Here is a 14,805-nt window from a genome sequence, read left to right as displayed (position 1 = left end):
GGCACTTCCTGCCGGGGTCTGTTACCTAAGCAAGCACTTGCTTGGTACGCTAGCACAGTGGTTCACCCTCGATCAGCACCCCTGAATGGCGGCGCGATCAACTTTGGATTGGCCGGGCGAGTGGTGCTGGTGACGGGCGGCGTGCGCGGCGTAGGTGCCGGTATCAGTGCGGTTTTCGCCGCACAGGGCGCAACCGTGATCGCATGCGCCAGGCGTGCAGTCGAAGGGTTTCCGCACGAGTTCCACTCCTGCGATGTCCGCGACGAGGAAGCAGTTAAGGCACTGATCGACACCATCGTCGAGCGACACGGCGGCATTGATATCGCGGTGAACAACGCGGGCGGTTCGCCGTACGTCCTGACGTCGGAGTCCAGTCCCAAGTTCAACCGCAAGATCATCGAGCTCAATCTGATTGGTGGACTGATCGTTTCGCAGTTCGCTAACGACAAGATGCAGAGCCAGCCCGGCGGCGGGTCGATCATCAATGTCGGCAGTCTGAGTGGTCGCCGACCAAGTCCGGGCACCGCGGCGTATGGGGCGGCGAAGGCCGGTCTGGAAAGCCTCACCCAGACCTTGGCGGTCGAATGGGGTCCGAAGGTTCGGGTGAACGCGTGCGTGGTCGGCATGGTCGAGACCGAGCAGGCCGACCTGTTCTATGGCGATGCCGAGTCGATAGCTGCGATCTCCAAGAACGTGCCGCTCGGCCGACTGGCTAAGCCCGAAGACATCGGTTGGGCCGCAGCTTTTTTGGCTTCGGACGCGGCGTCTTACATCAGCGGTGCAACGTTAGAGATACATGGTGGCGGCGAACCGCCGCATTATCTGGCCACCACCAATGCGAGTGCGGTCAAGTAGAGGAGACAGACAGTATGGGTGTGGTTGACGGCCGGGTGGTCATCGTCACCGGAGCGGGTCGCGGCATCGGACGTGCGCACGCCTTGGCTTTTGCCGCCGAGGGTGCGCGCGTGGTGGTCAACGACATCGGTGTGGGCCTGGACGGAACGGCCGGCGAGAGTCCGGCACAGCAGGTGGTGGACGAGATCACCGCGGCCGGTGGGGAAGCGGTCGCAAACGGCGACGACATCGCCGACTGGACGGGTGCGCAGAACCTCGTCGACACCGCGGTCGAGACCTTCGGTGGCCTGGATGTTCTGGTGAACAACGCCGGCTTCATCCGCGACCGAATGTTGGCCAATACCAGCGAAAGTGAATGGGACGCCGTAATCCGCGTCCATCTCAAGGGGCACTTCGCGACGCTGCGGCACGCCGCGGGCTACTGGCGCCGCCAGATCAAGTCCGGTGTCGTCGGTCCGGACACGCTCAACGCGCGGATCATCAACACCAGCTCGGGTGCCGGTCTGCAGGGCAGCGTCGGGCAGGGCAACTACTCGGCGGCCAAGGCAGGTATCGCTGCGCTGACTCTGGTCGGCGCCGCCGAACTGGGCCGCTACGGAATCACGGTCAATGCCATCGCGCCGGCGGCGCGGACGAGAATGACCGAGGCGGTGTTCGCCGAGACCATGGCCGCGCCCGAGGACGGCGGCTTCGACGCGATGGCGCCGGAGAACGTGTCGCCGCTGGTCGTGTGGTTGGCCAGCGTCGAATCCCGCGATGTCACCGGCAAGGTGTTCGAGGTGGAAGCCGGGCTGATCCGGGTCGCCGAGGGCTGGGCGCACGGACCGCAGATCGACAACGGCGCACGATGGGAACCCGCCGAGTTGGGGCCCGTCGTCAACGACCTACTGGCCAAATCGCGCACGCCGGTGCCGGTGTATGGAGCGGGAGGCTAGTTCGATGGTCGCGACCCGCTGCGCCCGGCTCCGCCGCGCTTGCGATCGCTCCTAACCCGACTCAGCCGGGGTGACCGCTTCGAGGCTCATCTCAATGAAGTCGAGGCGCCACAGCGACTTGAACAGTGCGCGCCCGAACTTTGCATAGAGTTCGAGCTTGAAGGGGTCAGTCTCGTCCCCGGCCACCGCGGCCGCGATTTCGCGAATCGTGCGCTGCCCGTTGATGTGCTGGGCGTACGGCAACTCGGCGGCGTTGAGCGTCATGTCCCAATGCGGCCGGTGAATCTCTGCACCGTTGAGCCTGCAGCTCAGTCGCATCCGAGGCACGTAGTCGAAGGCTTCGGGTGACGAGAAGTCAATGGCATAGCTGGCTTTCGGCCGGTCGGGATGACATCCGATGAAGAAGTGGCACGAATTCGCCGTCCGCAACCGCTCTATCACCGACCACATCTTCAGTTCCGGCAACGCGGACATGACCTCGTAGAACTCTGTCGCCGGGGCCGACAAGTTGTTGATGTCGTGCGGGTAGTAGGGCGCGTTGTGGAACCACCGCTGGAACACGAGTCCGGCCGAGTTGAGCAGTTCCATGCAGTCGTCGGTGGTGAAGCTGCGGTCCCGGCCGTGCAAGGTCGTGTCCACCAGACCTGCGTCGTAGTACAGGTCCGGCGCCGCGTCCCGGTAGACCAGGAAGGGGTGCTTCGCATCCAGCATCCCGATCACTTCTTTGACGATCCGGATGCCGTCGTCGTCCTGGCGCAAACCGAGGTCCCGAAACACCGACTGCACCATCTCGACGCCGGTGCGGCCGTAGCGTGCGTAAAGCATCAGTGCCACGACGCCGTCCGGGCGCAGTCGTTCGGAGAGTGCTTTCATGCCAACCGAAGGATCGGCCAGGTGGTGCAGCACGCCTGTCGACATGATCAGGTCGAAGTCCCGCCCGAGCGTTGACACCTCTTCGATCGGAAGCCGGTGCAATTCCAGGTTCGTCAGACCGTGCTTCTCCTTGAGGTACTGCTCGTGATCCAGCGACCGTTGGCTGACGTCGATCCCCACCACCCGCGCCCCGCGGTTGTTGTAGGCGATGATCGCGGCCTGATTGCTGCCACAGCCGGCGATGAGAATGTCCATGTCAGGCTTGTATTCGCGGTCCGGCCAGAAGATGCCGAACGAGTGAATCGGGTCATACCACTGCCAACCGTCGACAAGCCATTCCTCGATGTCGTAGATCGGGTCGGGGTACGTCCACTTTTCGTACTGGTTGGAAACGACGTCATTGAGCTGATTACTCATTCAGCTGTGACTCCTTAAGCGGGGACAGGGGTGCGCACTGCCCTGACATGTTAGGGGTCGCAGAGAACGATTGGGATAGTGCGGTCCGTCCAAGCCTGATAGTCGTCGTAGGTCGGGTACATGTCGACCAGTTGGGGCCAGTACTGCGCGCGCTCTGCGTCGGTGGCATCACGTGCGGTCAGGTCCAGTGCTTCCTTCTTGATCTGCACCTGGACCTTGGGATTTGCCTTAAGGTTGAGGTACCACATCGGGTTCTTGGCGGAGCCGCCACGGGACGCCGCCACGACCACCCGGTCGCCGTCGCGCAGAAAGTACAGCGGACTGACCCGGGGCTCGCCGGTCTTGCGTCCGGTAGTGGTCAACAGGGCGACGGGGATCTTCTGGAACGTGCCCCCGAGACCGTCACCGCCGTTGCGGCGGTACATCCAGGTGTTCAGCCGTGACATCCACTTGATCAGACGGTCGGAGAACGGCGAATTCAGATACCGGGGTGGTTCTTTGGGCATGAAGACATCCTCGTCAGCGTTGGATGAACGGCGTGAACCGGACCCTGATGTGTTGGATCTCTGCCTTGCCGCTGGGGCTCGCGGCCGGGATCAGGAAGGTCTCGTCGATCCGGCCCGCGATTCGGCGACCGGCGAACGCGGCTTTGGTCAGCACGTCGTACTTGGCGTGCACTTCGTCGCCGTCGATCCGGTAGGCCGGCGGCGTCGCGTCGGAGATGACCCGGTACTGCAACCCGCGATTGAGGCCGCGCCGCAAGTGATTTCCGGAGAAACCATTCTTGATCCCGAGTTCGATGCGGGTGCAACCGGCGGCGAACGGAACCGCGTCGGCGTCATGGCTTACCAGGGCGTCGATGTAGCTCTGCGCCGCCGCGATGCGCTTTTCTTCTGAGACCTGCACGGACCGATTAGATGCGTTCGATGATCGTGCCGGTCGACAGGGCGCCACCCGCGCACATGGTGATCAGCGCGGTGCTCTGGTCGGTGCGCTCGAGTTCGTGCAGCGCGGTGGTGATCAGCCTGCTGCCGGTGCTTCCCACGGGGTGCCCCAGGGCGATGGCGCCGCCGTTGACGTTGACCCGGTCCATGTCCGGCTCGTGGACCCGCGCCCAGGACAACACCACGGAGGCGAATGCCTCGTTGATCTCGACGATGTCGATGTCACCCATCTTCATGCCGGCCTTCTCGAGCACCTTCGCCGTCGACTGCACCGGGCCGTCCAGGTGGTAGTAGGGCTCGGCGCCGACGAGAGCCTGGCTGATGATCCGGGCTCGCGGCCGTAGCCCGAGTGCCTTGGCCTTGTCCTCGTCCATCCACAGCACCGCCGCTGCGCCGTCGGAGATCTGGGACGACGTGCCCGCCGTGTGGATTCCACCCTCGAGTACCGGCTTCAGCGTGCTCAGCCCCGACAGCGAGGTGTCGCGGAGGCCCTGGTCGCGGCTGATAGTGACGCGGTCGGCGGTCGGTTGCTTGTTCTCGTCGAGAGCGGGAGCCTCGATCGGTGAGACTTCGCGGTCGAAGCGGCCCTCGGCCCACGCCTGCTTGGCCTTGGCTTGGGACCCGTAGCCGAATTCGTCGATTTCGTCGCGGGTGATGCCGCGGCGCTTGGCGATGCGCTCGGCCGCGGTGAACTGATCGGGCAGATCGATGTCCCAGGACGCGGGCCGCAGAATGCCGCGGTCCGGACCGGCGTTGGCGCCGAGGCCCACCCGGCTCATGGCCTCGATGCCGCACGCGATGCCGACGTCGATAGCGCCCGCTGCGATCAGGCCGGCCACCAGTCCATTGGCCTGCTGGCCGCTGCCGCACTGGCAATCCACCGTCATCGCGCCGACGTGTTCCGGCAGTCCGGCGACGAGCCAGGCCACCCGGGTGATGTTGTTGGACTGCTCGCCGAACTGAGTCACGCAGCCGCCGACGATCTGTTCGACGTCGCCCGCGTCGATGCCCGCCTTCTCGACCAGCGCCTTTTGAGTCGCCCCAAGTAGCTCTGTGGCGTGCAGTCCAGACAGCCATCCGTTTCGCTTGCCGATGGGGCTGCGGGTGGCTTCAACGATTACCGGGTTACCCATGCAGCCAGGCTAGAACACGTTTCATTACTATGACAAGCGAGGACTCCGCACTGCCTTTCGTCTGCGGTGGAGGCATGTTTTACTGAGACTAGAACACGTTGCAATTTAGGAGAGAGCACCCTAATGGCACCCCCAAGCATTTCGGCCGACTTCGACTTCCTCGACCCCGACGTCAACCTGGCGGGACTCCCGGTGGCGGAACTCGCCGAGCTCCGCGAGTCCGAACCGATCCACTGGGTCGATGTACCCGACGGCTGCGGTGGATTCGAGGACAACGGCTATTGGCTGCTGACCAAGCATGCCGACGTCAAGGAAGTCTCGCGCCGCAGCGACGTCTTCTCCAGCTGGCAGAACGGCGCCATCCCGACGTGGCCCAAAGAGATGAAGCGCGACATGGTCGAGCTGCAGCGCAACGTCATGCTCAACATGGACGCTCCGCACCACACCCGGCTGCGCAAGATCATCTCCCGCGGATTCACCCCGCGTGCGGTCGGCCGACTGGAGGCCGAACTCGCGCAGCGCGCACAGAACATCGCCCGGGAAGCTGCCTCCGCGGGCGGCGGCGACTTCGTCGAACAGGTGTCCTGCGAGCTGCCGTTGCAGGCCATCGCCGGCTTGCTGGGCGTGCCGCAGGACGATCGCGACAAACTGTTCCGCTGGTCCAACGAGATGACCGGTGGCGAGGACCCGGAGTTCGCCGACGTCGATCCGGCGCAGTCCTCGATGGAGCTGATCATGTACGCGATGGGGATGGCCGCCGAACGCAACGAGAACCCGACCGAGGACATCGTCACCGCGCTGATCCAGGCCGACTTCGACGGGGAGAAGCTGTCCGATGACGAGTTCGGGTTCTTCGTGATCATGCTGGCGGTGGCGGGCAACGAGACCACCCGTAACTCCATCACGCACGGAATGATCGCGTTCGCGAGCAACCCGGATCAGTGGGAGCTCTACAAGAAGGAACGACCGTCCACCGCCGCCGATGAGATCGTCCGATGGGCGACACCGGTCTCGGCTTTCCAGCGGACTGCGAACGAGGACCTCGAGCTCAGCGGCGTCCAGATCAAGAAGGGCCAGCGGCTGGTGATGTCCTACCGCTCAGCCAATTTCGATGAAACCGTCTTCGAAGATCCGCACACGTTCAATATCTTGCGCGACCCCAACCCGCATGTTGGCTTCGGCGGCACCGGCGCCCACTACTGCATCGGCGCAAACCTGGCGCGGATGACGATCAACCTGATCTTCAACGCCATCGCCGATCACATGCCTGACCTGAAACCGCTGTCGGAACCCGAGCGGCTGCGCTCCGGTTGGCTGAACGGCATCAAGCACTGGCAGGTCGACTACACCGGAGCCCGGTGAACCACTGATGGACTTTGATCTCAGCGCAGAGCAAGAAGCGGTCGCCGACGTCGTCACATCGGTGCTGGACCGCGACCTCTCGTGGGAAGCACTTGTTCAGGGCGGAGTGACGGCACTGCCGGTGCCCGAGCGCCTCGGCGGTGACGGCGTCGGTTTGACCGAGGTGGCCACCGTCCTGACCGAGATCGGCCGGCACGGAGTTGTGACGCCGGCCTTGGTGACCCTCGGATTCGGTTTGGTGCCGTTGCTCGACTTGGCCTCCGAGGAGCAGCAGGACCGTTATCTGGCCGGCGTTCCTGGTGGCGGTGTGTTGACGGCCGCGCTCAACGAGCCGGGACGCGCACTGCCGGACCGGCCTTCGGTTGGTTTTGCCGGCGGTCGGCTGTCGGGCGTGAAAGTCGGTGTCGGGTACGCGGAATCGGCGGACTGGATTCTGGTGACGGCGGACAGTGCGGTGGTGGTGGTGTCGCCAAAGGCCGATGGTGTCCAGGTGGTTCGCACGCGTGCGTCCAACGGCGCCGACGAATACACCGTCACGTTCTCCGATGTCGCCGTAGCGGACTCGGATGTGCTGTCCGGTGCTCACGCGGCTCGGGTAAATCAGTTGGTGCTGGCCATGGTTGGCGCCTACGCCGACGGTTTGGTGGCCGGGGCGCTGCGGTTGACGGCCGATTACGTGGCCGGCCGCAAGCAGTTCGGCAAGCCGTTGTCGACGTTCCAGACTGTGGCGGCGCAGTTGGCCGAGGTCTATATCGCTTCGCGCACAATAGATTTGGCCTCGCGGGCGGTGCTGTGGAAGCTGGCCGAGGGCCTGGACGCGGCTGCTGACTTGGATGTTCTCGGGTATTGGCTGGCGTCGCAGGCGCCGCCGGTGATGCAGATCTGCCATCACCTGCACGGCGGCATGGGCATGGATATCACCTATCCGATGCACCGGTACTACTCCACGATCAAGGACCTGGCCCGACTGCTGGGTGGGTCATCGCACCGATTGGACCTGGTGGGAGCTTCATGTTCATAGACCTGACTCCAGAGCAACGTGCGTTGCAGGCCGAGTTGCGGGAGTACTTTACGAATCTGATTTCGTCCGACGAGGCGAAAGCGATGGAGTCCGACCGTCACAACGAGGCCTACCGCGCGGTCATCCGCCGGATGGGCAAGGACGGCAAGCTCGGTGTCGGTTGGCCGAAAGAGTTCGGCGGCTTGGGCTTTGGGCCGATCGAGCAGTCGATCTTCGTCAACGAGGCGCACCGCGCCGACGTGCCGCTGCCGGCGGTGACGTTGCAGACGGTCGGTCCGGTTCTGCAGCAGTTCGGTACCGACGAGCAGAAGAAGAAGTTCCTGCCCGCGATCCTGGCCGGGGAGGTGCACTTCGCGATCGGCTACACCGAACCGGAGGCGGGCACCGACCTGGCGTCCCTGCGCACCACGGCGGTTCGTCAGGGCGACGAGTACATCGTCAACGGCCAGAAGATCTTCACCACCGGCGCACACGATGCCGACTACATTTGGCTGGCCTGCCGCACCGACCCGGAAGCGGTTAAGCACAAGGGTATTTCGATCCTGATCGCAGACACCAAGGATCCCGGCTACTCGTGGACGCCGATCATCCTGTCTGACGGTGCCCACCACACCAACGCCACCTACTACAACGACGTGCGGGTGCCGGCCGACATGCTGGTCGGCGAGGAGAACGCCGGGTGGCGGCTGATCACCACCCAGCTCAACAACGAGCGGGTGATGCTCGGTCCGGCCGGGCGCACCGCAGGCATCTACGACCGGCTGCACGACTGGGCGGCCAAACCCGGCGGCGACGGGGTCACGCCCATCGACCACGACGACGTCAAGCGGGCACTCGGTGAGATCTACTCGATGTGGCGGATCAACGAACTGCTGAACTGGCAGGTCGCCGCGGCCGGTGAAGAGATCAACGTGGCTGACGCAGCATCGACGAAAGTGTTTGGTACCGAGAAGATTCAGTACATCGGCAGGCTGGCCGAGGAGATCGTCGGCAAGTACGGCAACCCAGCCGAACCGGCCACCGCGGAACTGCTGGAGTGGCTGGATTCGCAGACCAAGCGCAACCTGGTCATCACGTTCGGTGGGGGTGTCAACGAAGTCATGCGCGAGATGATCGCCGCCGCCGGACTGAAGGTGCCGAGGGTTCCTCGATGACCGATATTCAAGAGGCCATCGCGGACATCGTCGCGACGGTCGTCGCCGCACCGCGTGACGCCCGGGATCCGGTGAACCAGCCGATCGTCAACAACTGGGTAGAGGCGCTGGGCGACCGCAACCCGATCTATACCGACGATGCCGCGGCGCGTGCTGCGGGGCATCCGGGAATTGTGGCCCCACCGGCCATGATTCAGGTGTGGACCATGTTCGGTCAGGGCGGTGATCGCCCGACCGACGACCCCATGGGCCCGATCATGAAACTGTTCGATGACGCCGGATATATCGGGGTCGTCGCGACCAATTGCGAGCAGACCTACCATCGGTATCTACGTCCCGGCGAGCAGGTCACCATCGCCTCCGAGATGCGCGATGTGGTCGGCCCCAAGCAGACCGGACTCGGTGAGGGCTGGTTCATCAACCAGCACATCACCTGGCGGGTCGGCGATGAAGACGTTGCCGAGATGGCTTGGCGCATATTGAAATTCAAACCACGTTCGGACGGTCCGGCCGCTTCGTCCGTGCCGGACGACCTGGACGCGGATGCCTTGATGCGTCCTGCAGTGTCGCGGGACACGGCGTTCTTCTGGGAAGGCGTCAAGGCGCACGAGTTGCGGATCCAGCGCCGTTCGGACGGGAGCCTGGTGCATCCGCCGGTGCCCGCGGTGTGGCAGGACAAGGCCGAGCCCACCGACTACGTGGTGTCGAGCGGGCGCGGCACGGTGTTCAGCTTTGTAGTGCATCACGCACCGAAGGTGCCTGGCCGCACGCTGCCGTTCGTCATCGCACTGGTGGAACTGGAGGAAGGCGTACGCATGCTCGGCGAGCTTCGGGGCGTCGACCATGCCGAGGTCAAGATCGGAACACCGGTTCGCGCAACGTATATCGACTTTCCTGCCGGAGACTCCGGCCCGGAATGGAGCCTTTACGCATGGGAGCCGGAGGCATGAGCGCACCCGTTGTCGAAGTGGGAACTGTGCTGCCCGAGCTCAAGCTGGAGGGCACCCCGACATTCATCATCTCAACGGCTCTGGCTACCAGGGACTTTCAGGATGTACATCACGACCGAGACCTGGCCCAGGCCAAAGGGTCCAAGGACATCTTCGTCAACATTCTTACTGACACCGGACTGGTGCAGCGCTACGTCACTGACTGGGCCGGACCGACGGCGTTCATCAAGTCGATCGGGCTACGGCTGGGTGTGCCGTGGTACGCCTACGACACGGTGACTTTCTCTGGCGAGGTGACCGCGGTGGAGGATGGTCTGATCACGTTGAAGGTGTTCGGCCGCAACAGCCTTGGTGACCACGTCATCGCGAATGTCACGTTGACGATAGGAGACGTTTAGATGTCGGCGGGCTTGCTCAGTGGACGGGCTGCGATCGTCGGCATCGGCGCCACCGACTTTTCCAAGAACTCGGGCCGGTCAGAGCTGCGTCTGGCGGCCGAAGCGGTCCTGGATGCGTTGGACGACGCGGGCCTCTCGCCTTCGGACGTCGACGGCCTCACGACGTTCACGATGGACACCAACAAGGAGATCGCCGTCGCCCGCGCTACCGGGATGGGCGACTTGAAGTTCTTTTCCCAGGTGCACTACGGCGGCGGCGCCGCCTGCGGGACCGTCGCTCACGCTGCGATGGCCGTCGCGACTGGGTTGGCCGATGTTGTGGTGGCCTACCGGGCATTCAACGAGCGGTCCGGGATGCGCTTCGGCCAGGTGCAGACGCGTCTGGTGGGAAGCGCTGGCGTCGAGGCGGATTCAACGTCGGCCGACAATTCCTTCTCCTATCCGCACGGGCTGTCGACGCCCGCGGCGCAGGTGGCGATGATCGCGCAGCGGTACATGCACTGGTCCGGCGCCACCAGTCGGGACTTCGGCGCCATCTCGGTGGCTGACCGTCGACATGCGGCGAAGAATCCGAAGGCGTATTTCTACGAGAAGCCGATAACCATTGACGACCACCAGAATTCGCGGTGGATCGCCGAGCCGCTGCGGCTGCTGGACTGCTGCCAGGAGACCGATGGCGCGGTGGCCCTGGTAATCACGTCGGCGGAACGCGCGAAGGACCTCAAGCATCGTCCGGCGGTGATCGAGGGGGCGGCGCAGGCGTCCAGCCCCGATCAGTACACGATGGTCAGCTATTACCGCCCCGAACTCGGCCTACCGGAGATGGGTGTGGTGGGCCAGCAGATGTGGGCGCAATCCGGGCTTTCGCCTTCAGATATTCAGACCGCGGTGATCTACGACCACTTCACGCCCTTCACGCTGATTCAGTTGGAGGAGTTGGGGTTCTGCGGCCGCGGTGAAGCCAAGGACTTTGTTGCCGACGGCGCGGTCGAGGTCGGTGGGCGACTGCCGATCAACACCCACGGCGGCCAGCTTGGTGAGGCCTACATCCACGGGATGAACGGAATCGCCGAGGGCGTAAGGCAATTGCGTGGGACGTCGGTGAATCCGGTGCCGGATGTCGAGCATGTGCTCGTCACCGCGGGTACGGGTGTGCCGACGTCGGGGTTGATTCTGGGCTGACGGTGCCCGCGCCGAGTGTGCGGCTAGCCGCACGTGGGACTACGAGTGTGCGGGTAGCCGCACACTCGTCCCCTGTGGATTGCTGAGGTGCTCGTCAAAGTGGGCCGTGAAACGCTGCCGTTGTGCCCGAGCCATTCATCGGTAGCGAGGCCCTCGCTGCAGGGGCATTGACCAAGTCGCAGTTGGCGACGCGGTACCGCCGGTTGTTTCCCGACGTCTACGTCGACCGTGGCACGGAGCTCACGGCGGCATCGCGCGCCAAAGCGGGCTGGCTGTGGAGTGGGCGTCGAGGCGTGCTTGCCGGGTTCTCCTCGGCGGCCCTACACGGCAGCAGATGGGTTGATGACGCTCGAGTTGTGGAGTTACTGCATTGCAATCGCCGGCGTCCGGCAGGGATCCAGACGCACCGCGACCGCATTGGTGAAGACGAGATCGAATTGTGTGCTGGAATGCCGATCACGTCGCCGGCGAGGACGGCGTTGGATCTCGGTTGCTGGTATCCGACAATGACAGCGGTCGCAGCGATTGATGCGCTTGCGCACGCCACTGAATTGAAGGCTGCCGACGTCGAGAATCTGTTCTCCCGATACCTCGGGCGACGCGGAATTGCCGGAGCGCGAATGGCAGTCGACTTGTTCGATGCCGGTGCGCAGTCTCCGAAGGAGTCTTGGCTGCGGGTCGTGTTGGTGCAGGCCGGATTGCCTAGGCCGCGGACGCAGATTCCAGTCAGCGATGAGTTCGGCGAGGTATTCGCCTATCTCGACATGGGTTGGCCCGATTTGAGAGTCGCCGTTGAATACGACGGTGAACACCATCGAACTGATGACCGGCAGTACAAGTGGGACAGCCGGCGGCGGGAACGTCTTGAGCGGCTTGGCTGGATCGTCGTTCGGGTGCTCGCCGGCGACCGTCCAGCAGACGTCATTCGCCGGGTTCGTGATGCGTTGGCTGATCGAGTGTGCGGCTAGCCGCACGCTCGGTGTCGACGGTGCGGCTAGCCGCACACTCGGCGAAACGGGGAAGCTAGGCGGGGAGGAGTTCCACGCCCGACAGCACCACCGCGTTGTCGCGCGCGGGCGCGACGACACCGGCGAGGAAGCGGCCGTCTTCTTTCCAGACGTTGACCTGCAACGTCTCACCGGGATACGCAACGCCTGCGAATCGCGCACCGTAGGCGGCGACGGCGGTGGCATCACCGTCCAGCAGGGCGTCGGTGATCGCCTTGCAGGTCATGCCGTAGGTGCAAAGGCCGTGCAGGATCGGCGCGGGAAAGCCTGCGGCAGAAGCAAATCCGGGATCCGAGTGCAGTGGGTTGCGGTCACCGCAGAGCCGGTACAGCAACGCCTGCTGGGGAAGCAGCGGCAGCGCAAGCTCCATATCCGGCGCGCGGTCCGGCGGACCGTCCGAACCCGAAGGCCCACGATCGCCGCCGAATCCGCCCTCCCCGCGGGCGAAGATCGACCGCTTCTGCGTCCACAGCAGGGTGCCGTCCGGCGCGGTTACCGTCGTCTCGCTCCAGATCACCGCGGCTTTGCCCTTGTCCCAGATGTCGGTGAATCTGGTGACAGCCTTAGCTGAGCCCGAAGGTGGTAGCGGCGCAGGCACTTCCACGCGCTCACTGGCATGCAGCACCCTGGCCAACTCGATGTCGATACCGGGAAACTGCACCGCCGGCGGCTTCGTCATGTGGAAGGTTGCCGCGACGTTGCCGAAGGTGGGCAACACCTGCGGGGTGTCGTCGATCAGATAGCGCAGCTCGCGCTGATCCAGCGGATCCGCACCGGCACCCAGACCCAAGTGGTAAAGCTGGATATCGCTGCTCTCCCAGGAGAATTCGAGCGGCTCGAGTTCCGCCGCCAGCGCCACATCAACGTCGATCGGCATGTCAGTTCTCTCCCGCGATATGCAGTGCGGCCAGGTAGCCGAAGGTCATGGCCGGGCCGATGGTGCCGCCGGGGCCGGGGTAGGTGTGGCCCATCACCGGCGCGCTGACATTGCCTGCGGCATAGAGCCCGTCGATGACGCTGCCGTCGTCACGCAGGGCACGTCCGTGGACATCGGTGCGAATGCCGCCCTTGGTGCCGAGGTCACCGGGCACCATCTTGGCGGCGTAGTAGGGGGCATGGACCAGTTCGCCGAGGTTCGGATTCGGCTTGTTGGTGGGGTCGCCGTAGTACTGGTCGTAGGCACTCTCGCCGCGGTGGAAGTCCTCGTCGCGGCCGGACCGGGCGAATCCGTTGAAACGGGCAACGGTGGCGGTGAACTCGTCGATCGGTAGGCCGGCCTTGCTGGCCAGCTCTTCGAGGGTGTCGGCCTGGATGATGACGCCGGACTCCATCCACTTGCGCGGAATGCGTTGTCCTGCCTGCAGTCCCGCGAAGATGTAACGGTCCCGGTACTGCTGGTCGAACACCAGCCAGGCCGGGATGTTCTCGCCGGGTCCGGGACCCTGGCCGTACTCGCCGCCGTACATGTGGTGGCAGGCCTCGACGTAGGGCATCGACTCGTTCATGAACCGCTTGCCGGACATGTTGACGATGATCGACCCGGGCGAATTGCGTTCCGACAGCGCGAACCAGGGTGCGCCGACCAGCGGCACCGTCGGGCCCCACCACGCATCCTCCATCACATCCAGTGCGGCGCCCAGCTTTTCGCCGGCCACGATGCCGTCGCCGGTGTTCGCCTTCGCGCCCACCGTCCATTCCGTGGTGATGGGAGCGCGCTGGTACTTCACCCGCATCTGCTCGTTGTGTTCGAACCCGCCGGAGGCCAGGATCACGCCGCGCCGGACCCGGATCAGCCGCGGTTCGGCGGATTCTGGGGCGCCTGCGTCACGAACGTAGACGCCGCGGACCACCCCGTCCTCGACGTAGAGGTCGGTCAGTGCGGTGTTGAGCAACACGGGAACTCCGGCTTTTTGCAAACCGATCCGTAGCGGCGCGATCAGTGCCCGGCCCATGCCGACCAGGTTCTTGCCGGTCGCCTTGGCCCACATGGTCCGGCCGCCGACTTTCAGGCTGCGCAGGACGCCGCGCGGGTGCCGCTTGAGCATGTTCAACCGGACGTAGTCCTGCTGCATGACAACCACATTGAGCGGCACCTTGCCGTACGCGGGTTCGAGGCCGGCCTCGTCGGCGCCGAGCTTGCGGGCGTTGAACGGCTTCGGCTCGATCGACCGGCCGTGCGCACGCCCACCCGGCGCCTCTGGGTAGTAGTCGGAGTAGCGCGGCACCCAGCACATTTTCAGGGGTGAGTTCTTCAGGACGAACGACAGCATCTCGGGACCGCGCTCGAGATAGGTGTCGATGCGTTCCGCTCCGACGACATCGCCGACGATGCCGTGCAGATACTGTCGTGCCGCCTCGGGGGTGTCCTTCACCCCGTCGCGCTGCAGGATCTCGTTGTTGGGAATCCACACGCCACCGCCCGACCGTGCGGTCGAGCCGCCGAAGTGTGGGGCCTTCTCGATGACTACCGTCGAGAGGCCGCGGTGCGCAGCGGTGAGGGCAGCCACCATGCCGGCGGCGCCGCTACCGACCACGACGACGTCGTACTCCTGTGCTGTCATGTAGAACACGTTA

Annotated in this window: 15 protein-coding genes; 9 read left to right on the top strand and 6 right to left on the bottom strand. The window is 64.5% G+C overall.

The window, feature by feature from the left end; translation table 11 throughout:
- The first annotated feature begins 96 nt into the window (after positions 1-96).
- Together ACZY1I_RS22235 and ACZY1I_RS22230 are read left to right on the top strand one after the other, a co-directional pair.
- Entirely contained in the window at positions 97-855 is a 759-nt protein-coding gene (locus ACZY1I_RS22235) for an SDR family oxidoreductase (protein ID WP_463757905.1), read from the top strand.
- Positions 856-869: 14 nt separating this feature from the next.
- A complete protein-coding gene (locus tag ACZY1I_RS22230) occupies positions 870-1,790 on the top strand; it encodes an SDR family oxidoreductase (protein ID WP_463757268.1) in 921 nt (306 codons plus the stop codon).
- Between the two features lie 51 nt (positions 1,791-1,841).
- Here ACZY1I_RS22230 and ACZY1I_RS22225 read toward each other — a convergent pair whose 3' ends face one another.
- Genes ACZY1I_RS22225 through ACZY1I_RS22210 form a run of 4 tightly spaced genes read right to left on the bottom strand, consistent with a single transcriptional unit; the run spans position 1,842 to position 5,157 of the window.
- Positions 1,842-3,080, bottom strand: coding sequence for a class I SAM-dependent methyltransferase (locus ACZY1I_RS22225; RefSeq protein WP_463757265.1), 1,239 nt, complete (start codon positions 3,078-3,080; stop codon positions 1,842-1,844).
- A 50-nt stretch (positions 3,081-3,130) separates the two neighbouring features.
- On the bottom strand, positions 3,131-3,586 hold the full coding sequence (locus tag ACZY1I_RS22220) for a nitroreductase family deazaflavin-dependent oxidoreductase (protein WP_463757262.1): 456 nt from the start codon (positions 3,584-3,586) through the stop codon (positions 3,131-3,133).
- A 13-nt stretch (positions 3,587-3,599) separates the two neighbouring features.
- A complete protein-coding gene (locus ACZY1I_RS22215) occupies positions 3,600-3,986 on the bottom strand; it encodes a DUF8021 domain-containing protein (protein WP_463757260.1) in 387 nt (128 codons plus the stop codon).
- A gap of 7 nt (positions 3,987-3,993) precedes the next feature.
- Entirely contained in the window at positions 3,994-5,157 is a 1,164-nt protein-coding gene (locus ACZY1I_RS22210; RefSeq protein WP_463757257.1) for a steroid 3-ketoacyl-CoA thiolase, read from the bottom strand.
- A gap of 123 nt (positions 5,158-5,280) precedes the next feature.
- Here ACZY1I_RS22210 and ACZY1I_RS22205 point away from each other — a divergent pair, with 123 nt between their 5' ends.
- The 7 genes from ACZY1I_RS22205 to ACZY1I_RS22175 all read left to right on the top strand — a co-directional run bounded on the left by ACZY1I_RS22205 (position 5,281) and on the right by ACZY1I_RS22175 (position 12,192).
- Positions 5,281-6,519, top strand: a complete 1,239-nt coding sequence (locus ACZY1I_RS22205; RefSeq protein WP_463757254.1) for a cytochrome P450 — start codon at positions 5,281-5,283, stop codon at positions 6,517-6,519.
- 7 nt (positions 6,520-6,526) lie between these two features.
- The gene (locus ACZY1I_RS22200; RefSeq protein WP_463757250.1) at positions 6,527-7,540 is read left to right on the top strand and encodes an acyl-CoA dehydrogenase family protein; all 1,014 of its coding nucleotides are present in this window, start codon (positions 6,527-6,529) and stop codon (positions 7,538-7,540) included.
- Positions 7,531-8,694 carry an acyl-CoA dehydrogenase FadE29 gene (gene fadE29 / locus ACZY1I_RS22195; RefSeq protein WP_463757247.1) on the top strand — a complete coding sequence of 388 codons (1,164 nt, stop codon included), beginning with the start codon at positions 7,531-7,533 and terminating at the stop codon, positions 8,692-8,694. Before ACZY1I_RS22200 ends, fadE29 begins: the two co-directional genes overlap by 10 nt.
- Positions 8,691-9,644 carry a bifunctional MaoC family dehydratase N-terminal/OB-fold nucleic acid binding domain-containing protein gene (locus ACZY1I_RS22190; RefSeq protein ID WP_463757245.1) on the top strand — a complete coding sequence of 318 codons (954 nt, stop codon included), beginning with the start codon at positions 8,691-8,693 and terminating at the stop codon, positions 9,642-9,644. The genes fadE29 and ACZY1I_RS22190 overlap by 4 nt, the downstream gene beginning before the upstream one ends.
- The gene (locus tag ACZY1I_RS22185; protein ID WP_463757242.1) at positions 9,641-10,042 is read left to right on the top strand and encodes a MaoC family dehydratase; all 402 of its coding nucleotides are present in this window, start codon (positions 9,641-9,643) and stop codon (positions 10,040-10,042) included. Before ACZY1I_RS22190 ends, ACZY1I_RS22185 begins: the two co-directional genes overlap by 4 nt.
- A gap of 12 nt (positions 10,043-10,054) precedes the next feature.
- Positions 10,055-11,224, top strand: coding sequence for a lipid-transfer protein (locus ACZY1I_RS22180; protein ID WP_463757903.1), 1,170 nt, complete (start codon positions 10,055-10,057; stop codon positions 11,222-11,224).
- 122 nt (positions 11,225-11,346) lie between these two features.
- Positions 11,347-12,192 carry a hypothetical protein gene (locus ACZY1I_RS22175; protein ID WP_463757238.1) on the top strand — a complete coding sequence of 282 codons (846 nt, stop codon included), beginning with the start codon at positions 11,347-11,349 and terminating at the stop codon, positions 12,190-12,192.
- 55 nt (positions 12,193-12,247) lie between these two features.
- Here the strand turns inward: ACZY1I_RS22175 and ACZY1I_RS22170 are convergent, their stop codons facing one another.
- Both ACZY1I_RS22170 and kstD read right to left on the bottom strand, forming a co-directional pair.
- Positions 12,248-13,108: a MaoC/PaaZ C-terminal domain-containing protein gene (locus tag ACZY1I_RS22170; protein WP_463757235.1), complete on the bottom strand. Its 861-nt coding sequence runs from the start codon at positions 13,106-13,108 to the stop codon at positions 12,248-12,250.
- Position 13,109: 1 nt separating this feature from the next.
- Positions 13,110-14,792, bottom strand: a complete 1,683-nt coding sequence (kstD, locus tag ACZY1I_RS22165) for a 3-oxosteroid 1-dehydrogenase (RefSeq protein WP_463757232.1) — start codon at positions 14,790-14,792, stop codon at positions 13,110-13,112.
- Positions 14,793-14,805: the final 13 nt, after the last annotated feature.

The sequence above is a fragment of the Mycobacterium sp. IDUB_37 genome, assembly GCF_055419245.1.
This window is presented reverse-complemented; position numbering and strand designations above follow the sequence as displayed.

Coding starts and splice junctions, on each gene's coding strand:
- ACZY1I_RS22220 (WP_463757262.1), bottom strand. CDS start 3,586: ATGCCCAAAGAACCACCCCGGTATCTGAATTCGCCGTTCTCCGACCGT.
- ACZY1I_RS22170 (WP_463757235.1), bottom strand. CDS start 13,108: ATGCCGATCGACGTTGATGTGGCGCTGGCGGCGGAACTCGAGCCGCTC.
- kstD (WP_463757232.1), bottom strand. CDS start 14,792: ATGACAGCACAGGAGTACGACGTCGTCGTGGTCGGTAGCGGCGCCGCC.
- fadE29 (WP_463757247.1), top strand. CDS start 7,531: ATGTTCATAGACCTGACTCCAGAGCAACGTGCGTTGCAGGCCGAGTTG.
- ACZY1I_RS22205 (WP_463757254.1), top strand. CDS start 5,281: ATGGCACCCCCAAGCATTTCGGCCGACTTCGACTTCCTCGACCCCGAC.
- ACZY1I_RS22190 (WP_463757245.1), top strand. CDS start 8,691: ATGACCGATATTCAAGAGGCCATCGCGGACATCGTCGCGACGGTCGTC.
- ACZY1I_RS22230 (WP_463757268.1), top strand. CDS start 870: ATGGGTGTGGTTGACGGCCGGGTGGTCATCGTCACCGGAGCGGGTCGC.
- ACZY1I_RS22185 (WP_463757242.1), top strand. CDS start 9,641: ATGAGCGCACCCGTTGTCGAAGTGGGAACTGTGCTGCCCGAGCTCAAG.
- ACZY1I_RS22200 (WP_463757250.1), top strand. CDS start 6,527: ATGGACTTTGATCTCAGCGCAGAGCAAGAAGCGGTCGCCGACGTCGTC.
- ACZY1I_RS22210 (WP_463757257.1), bottom strand. CDS start 5,157: ATGGGTAACCCGGTAATCGTTGAAGCCACCCGCAGCCCCATCGGCAAG.
- ACZY1I_RS22225 (WP_463757265.1), bottom strand. CDS start 3,080: ATGAGTAATCAGCTCAATGACGTCGTTTCCAACCAGTACGAAAAGTGG.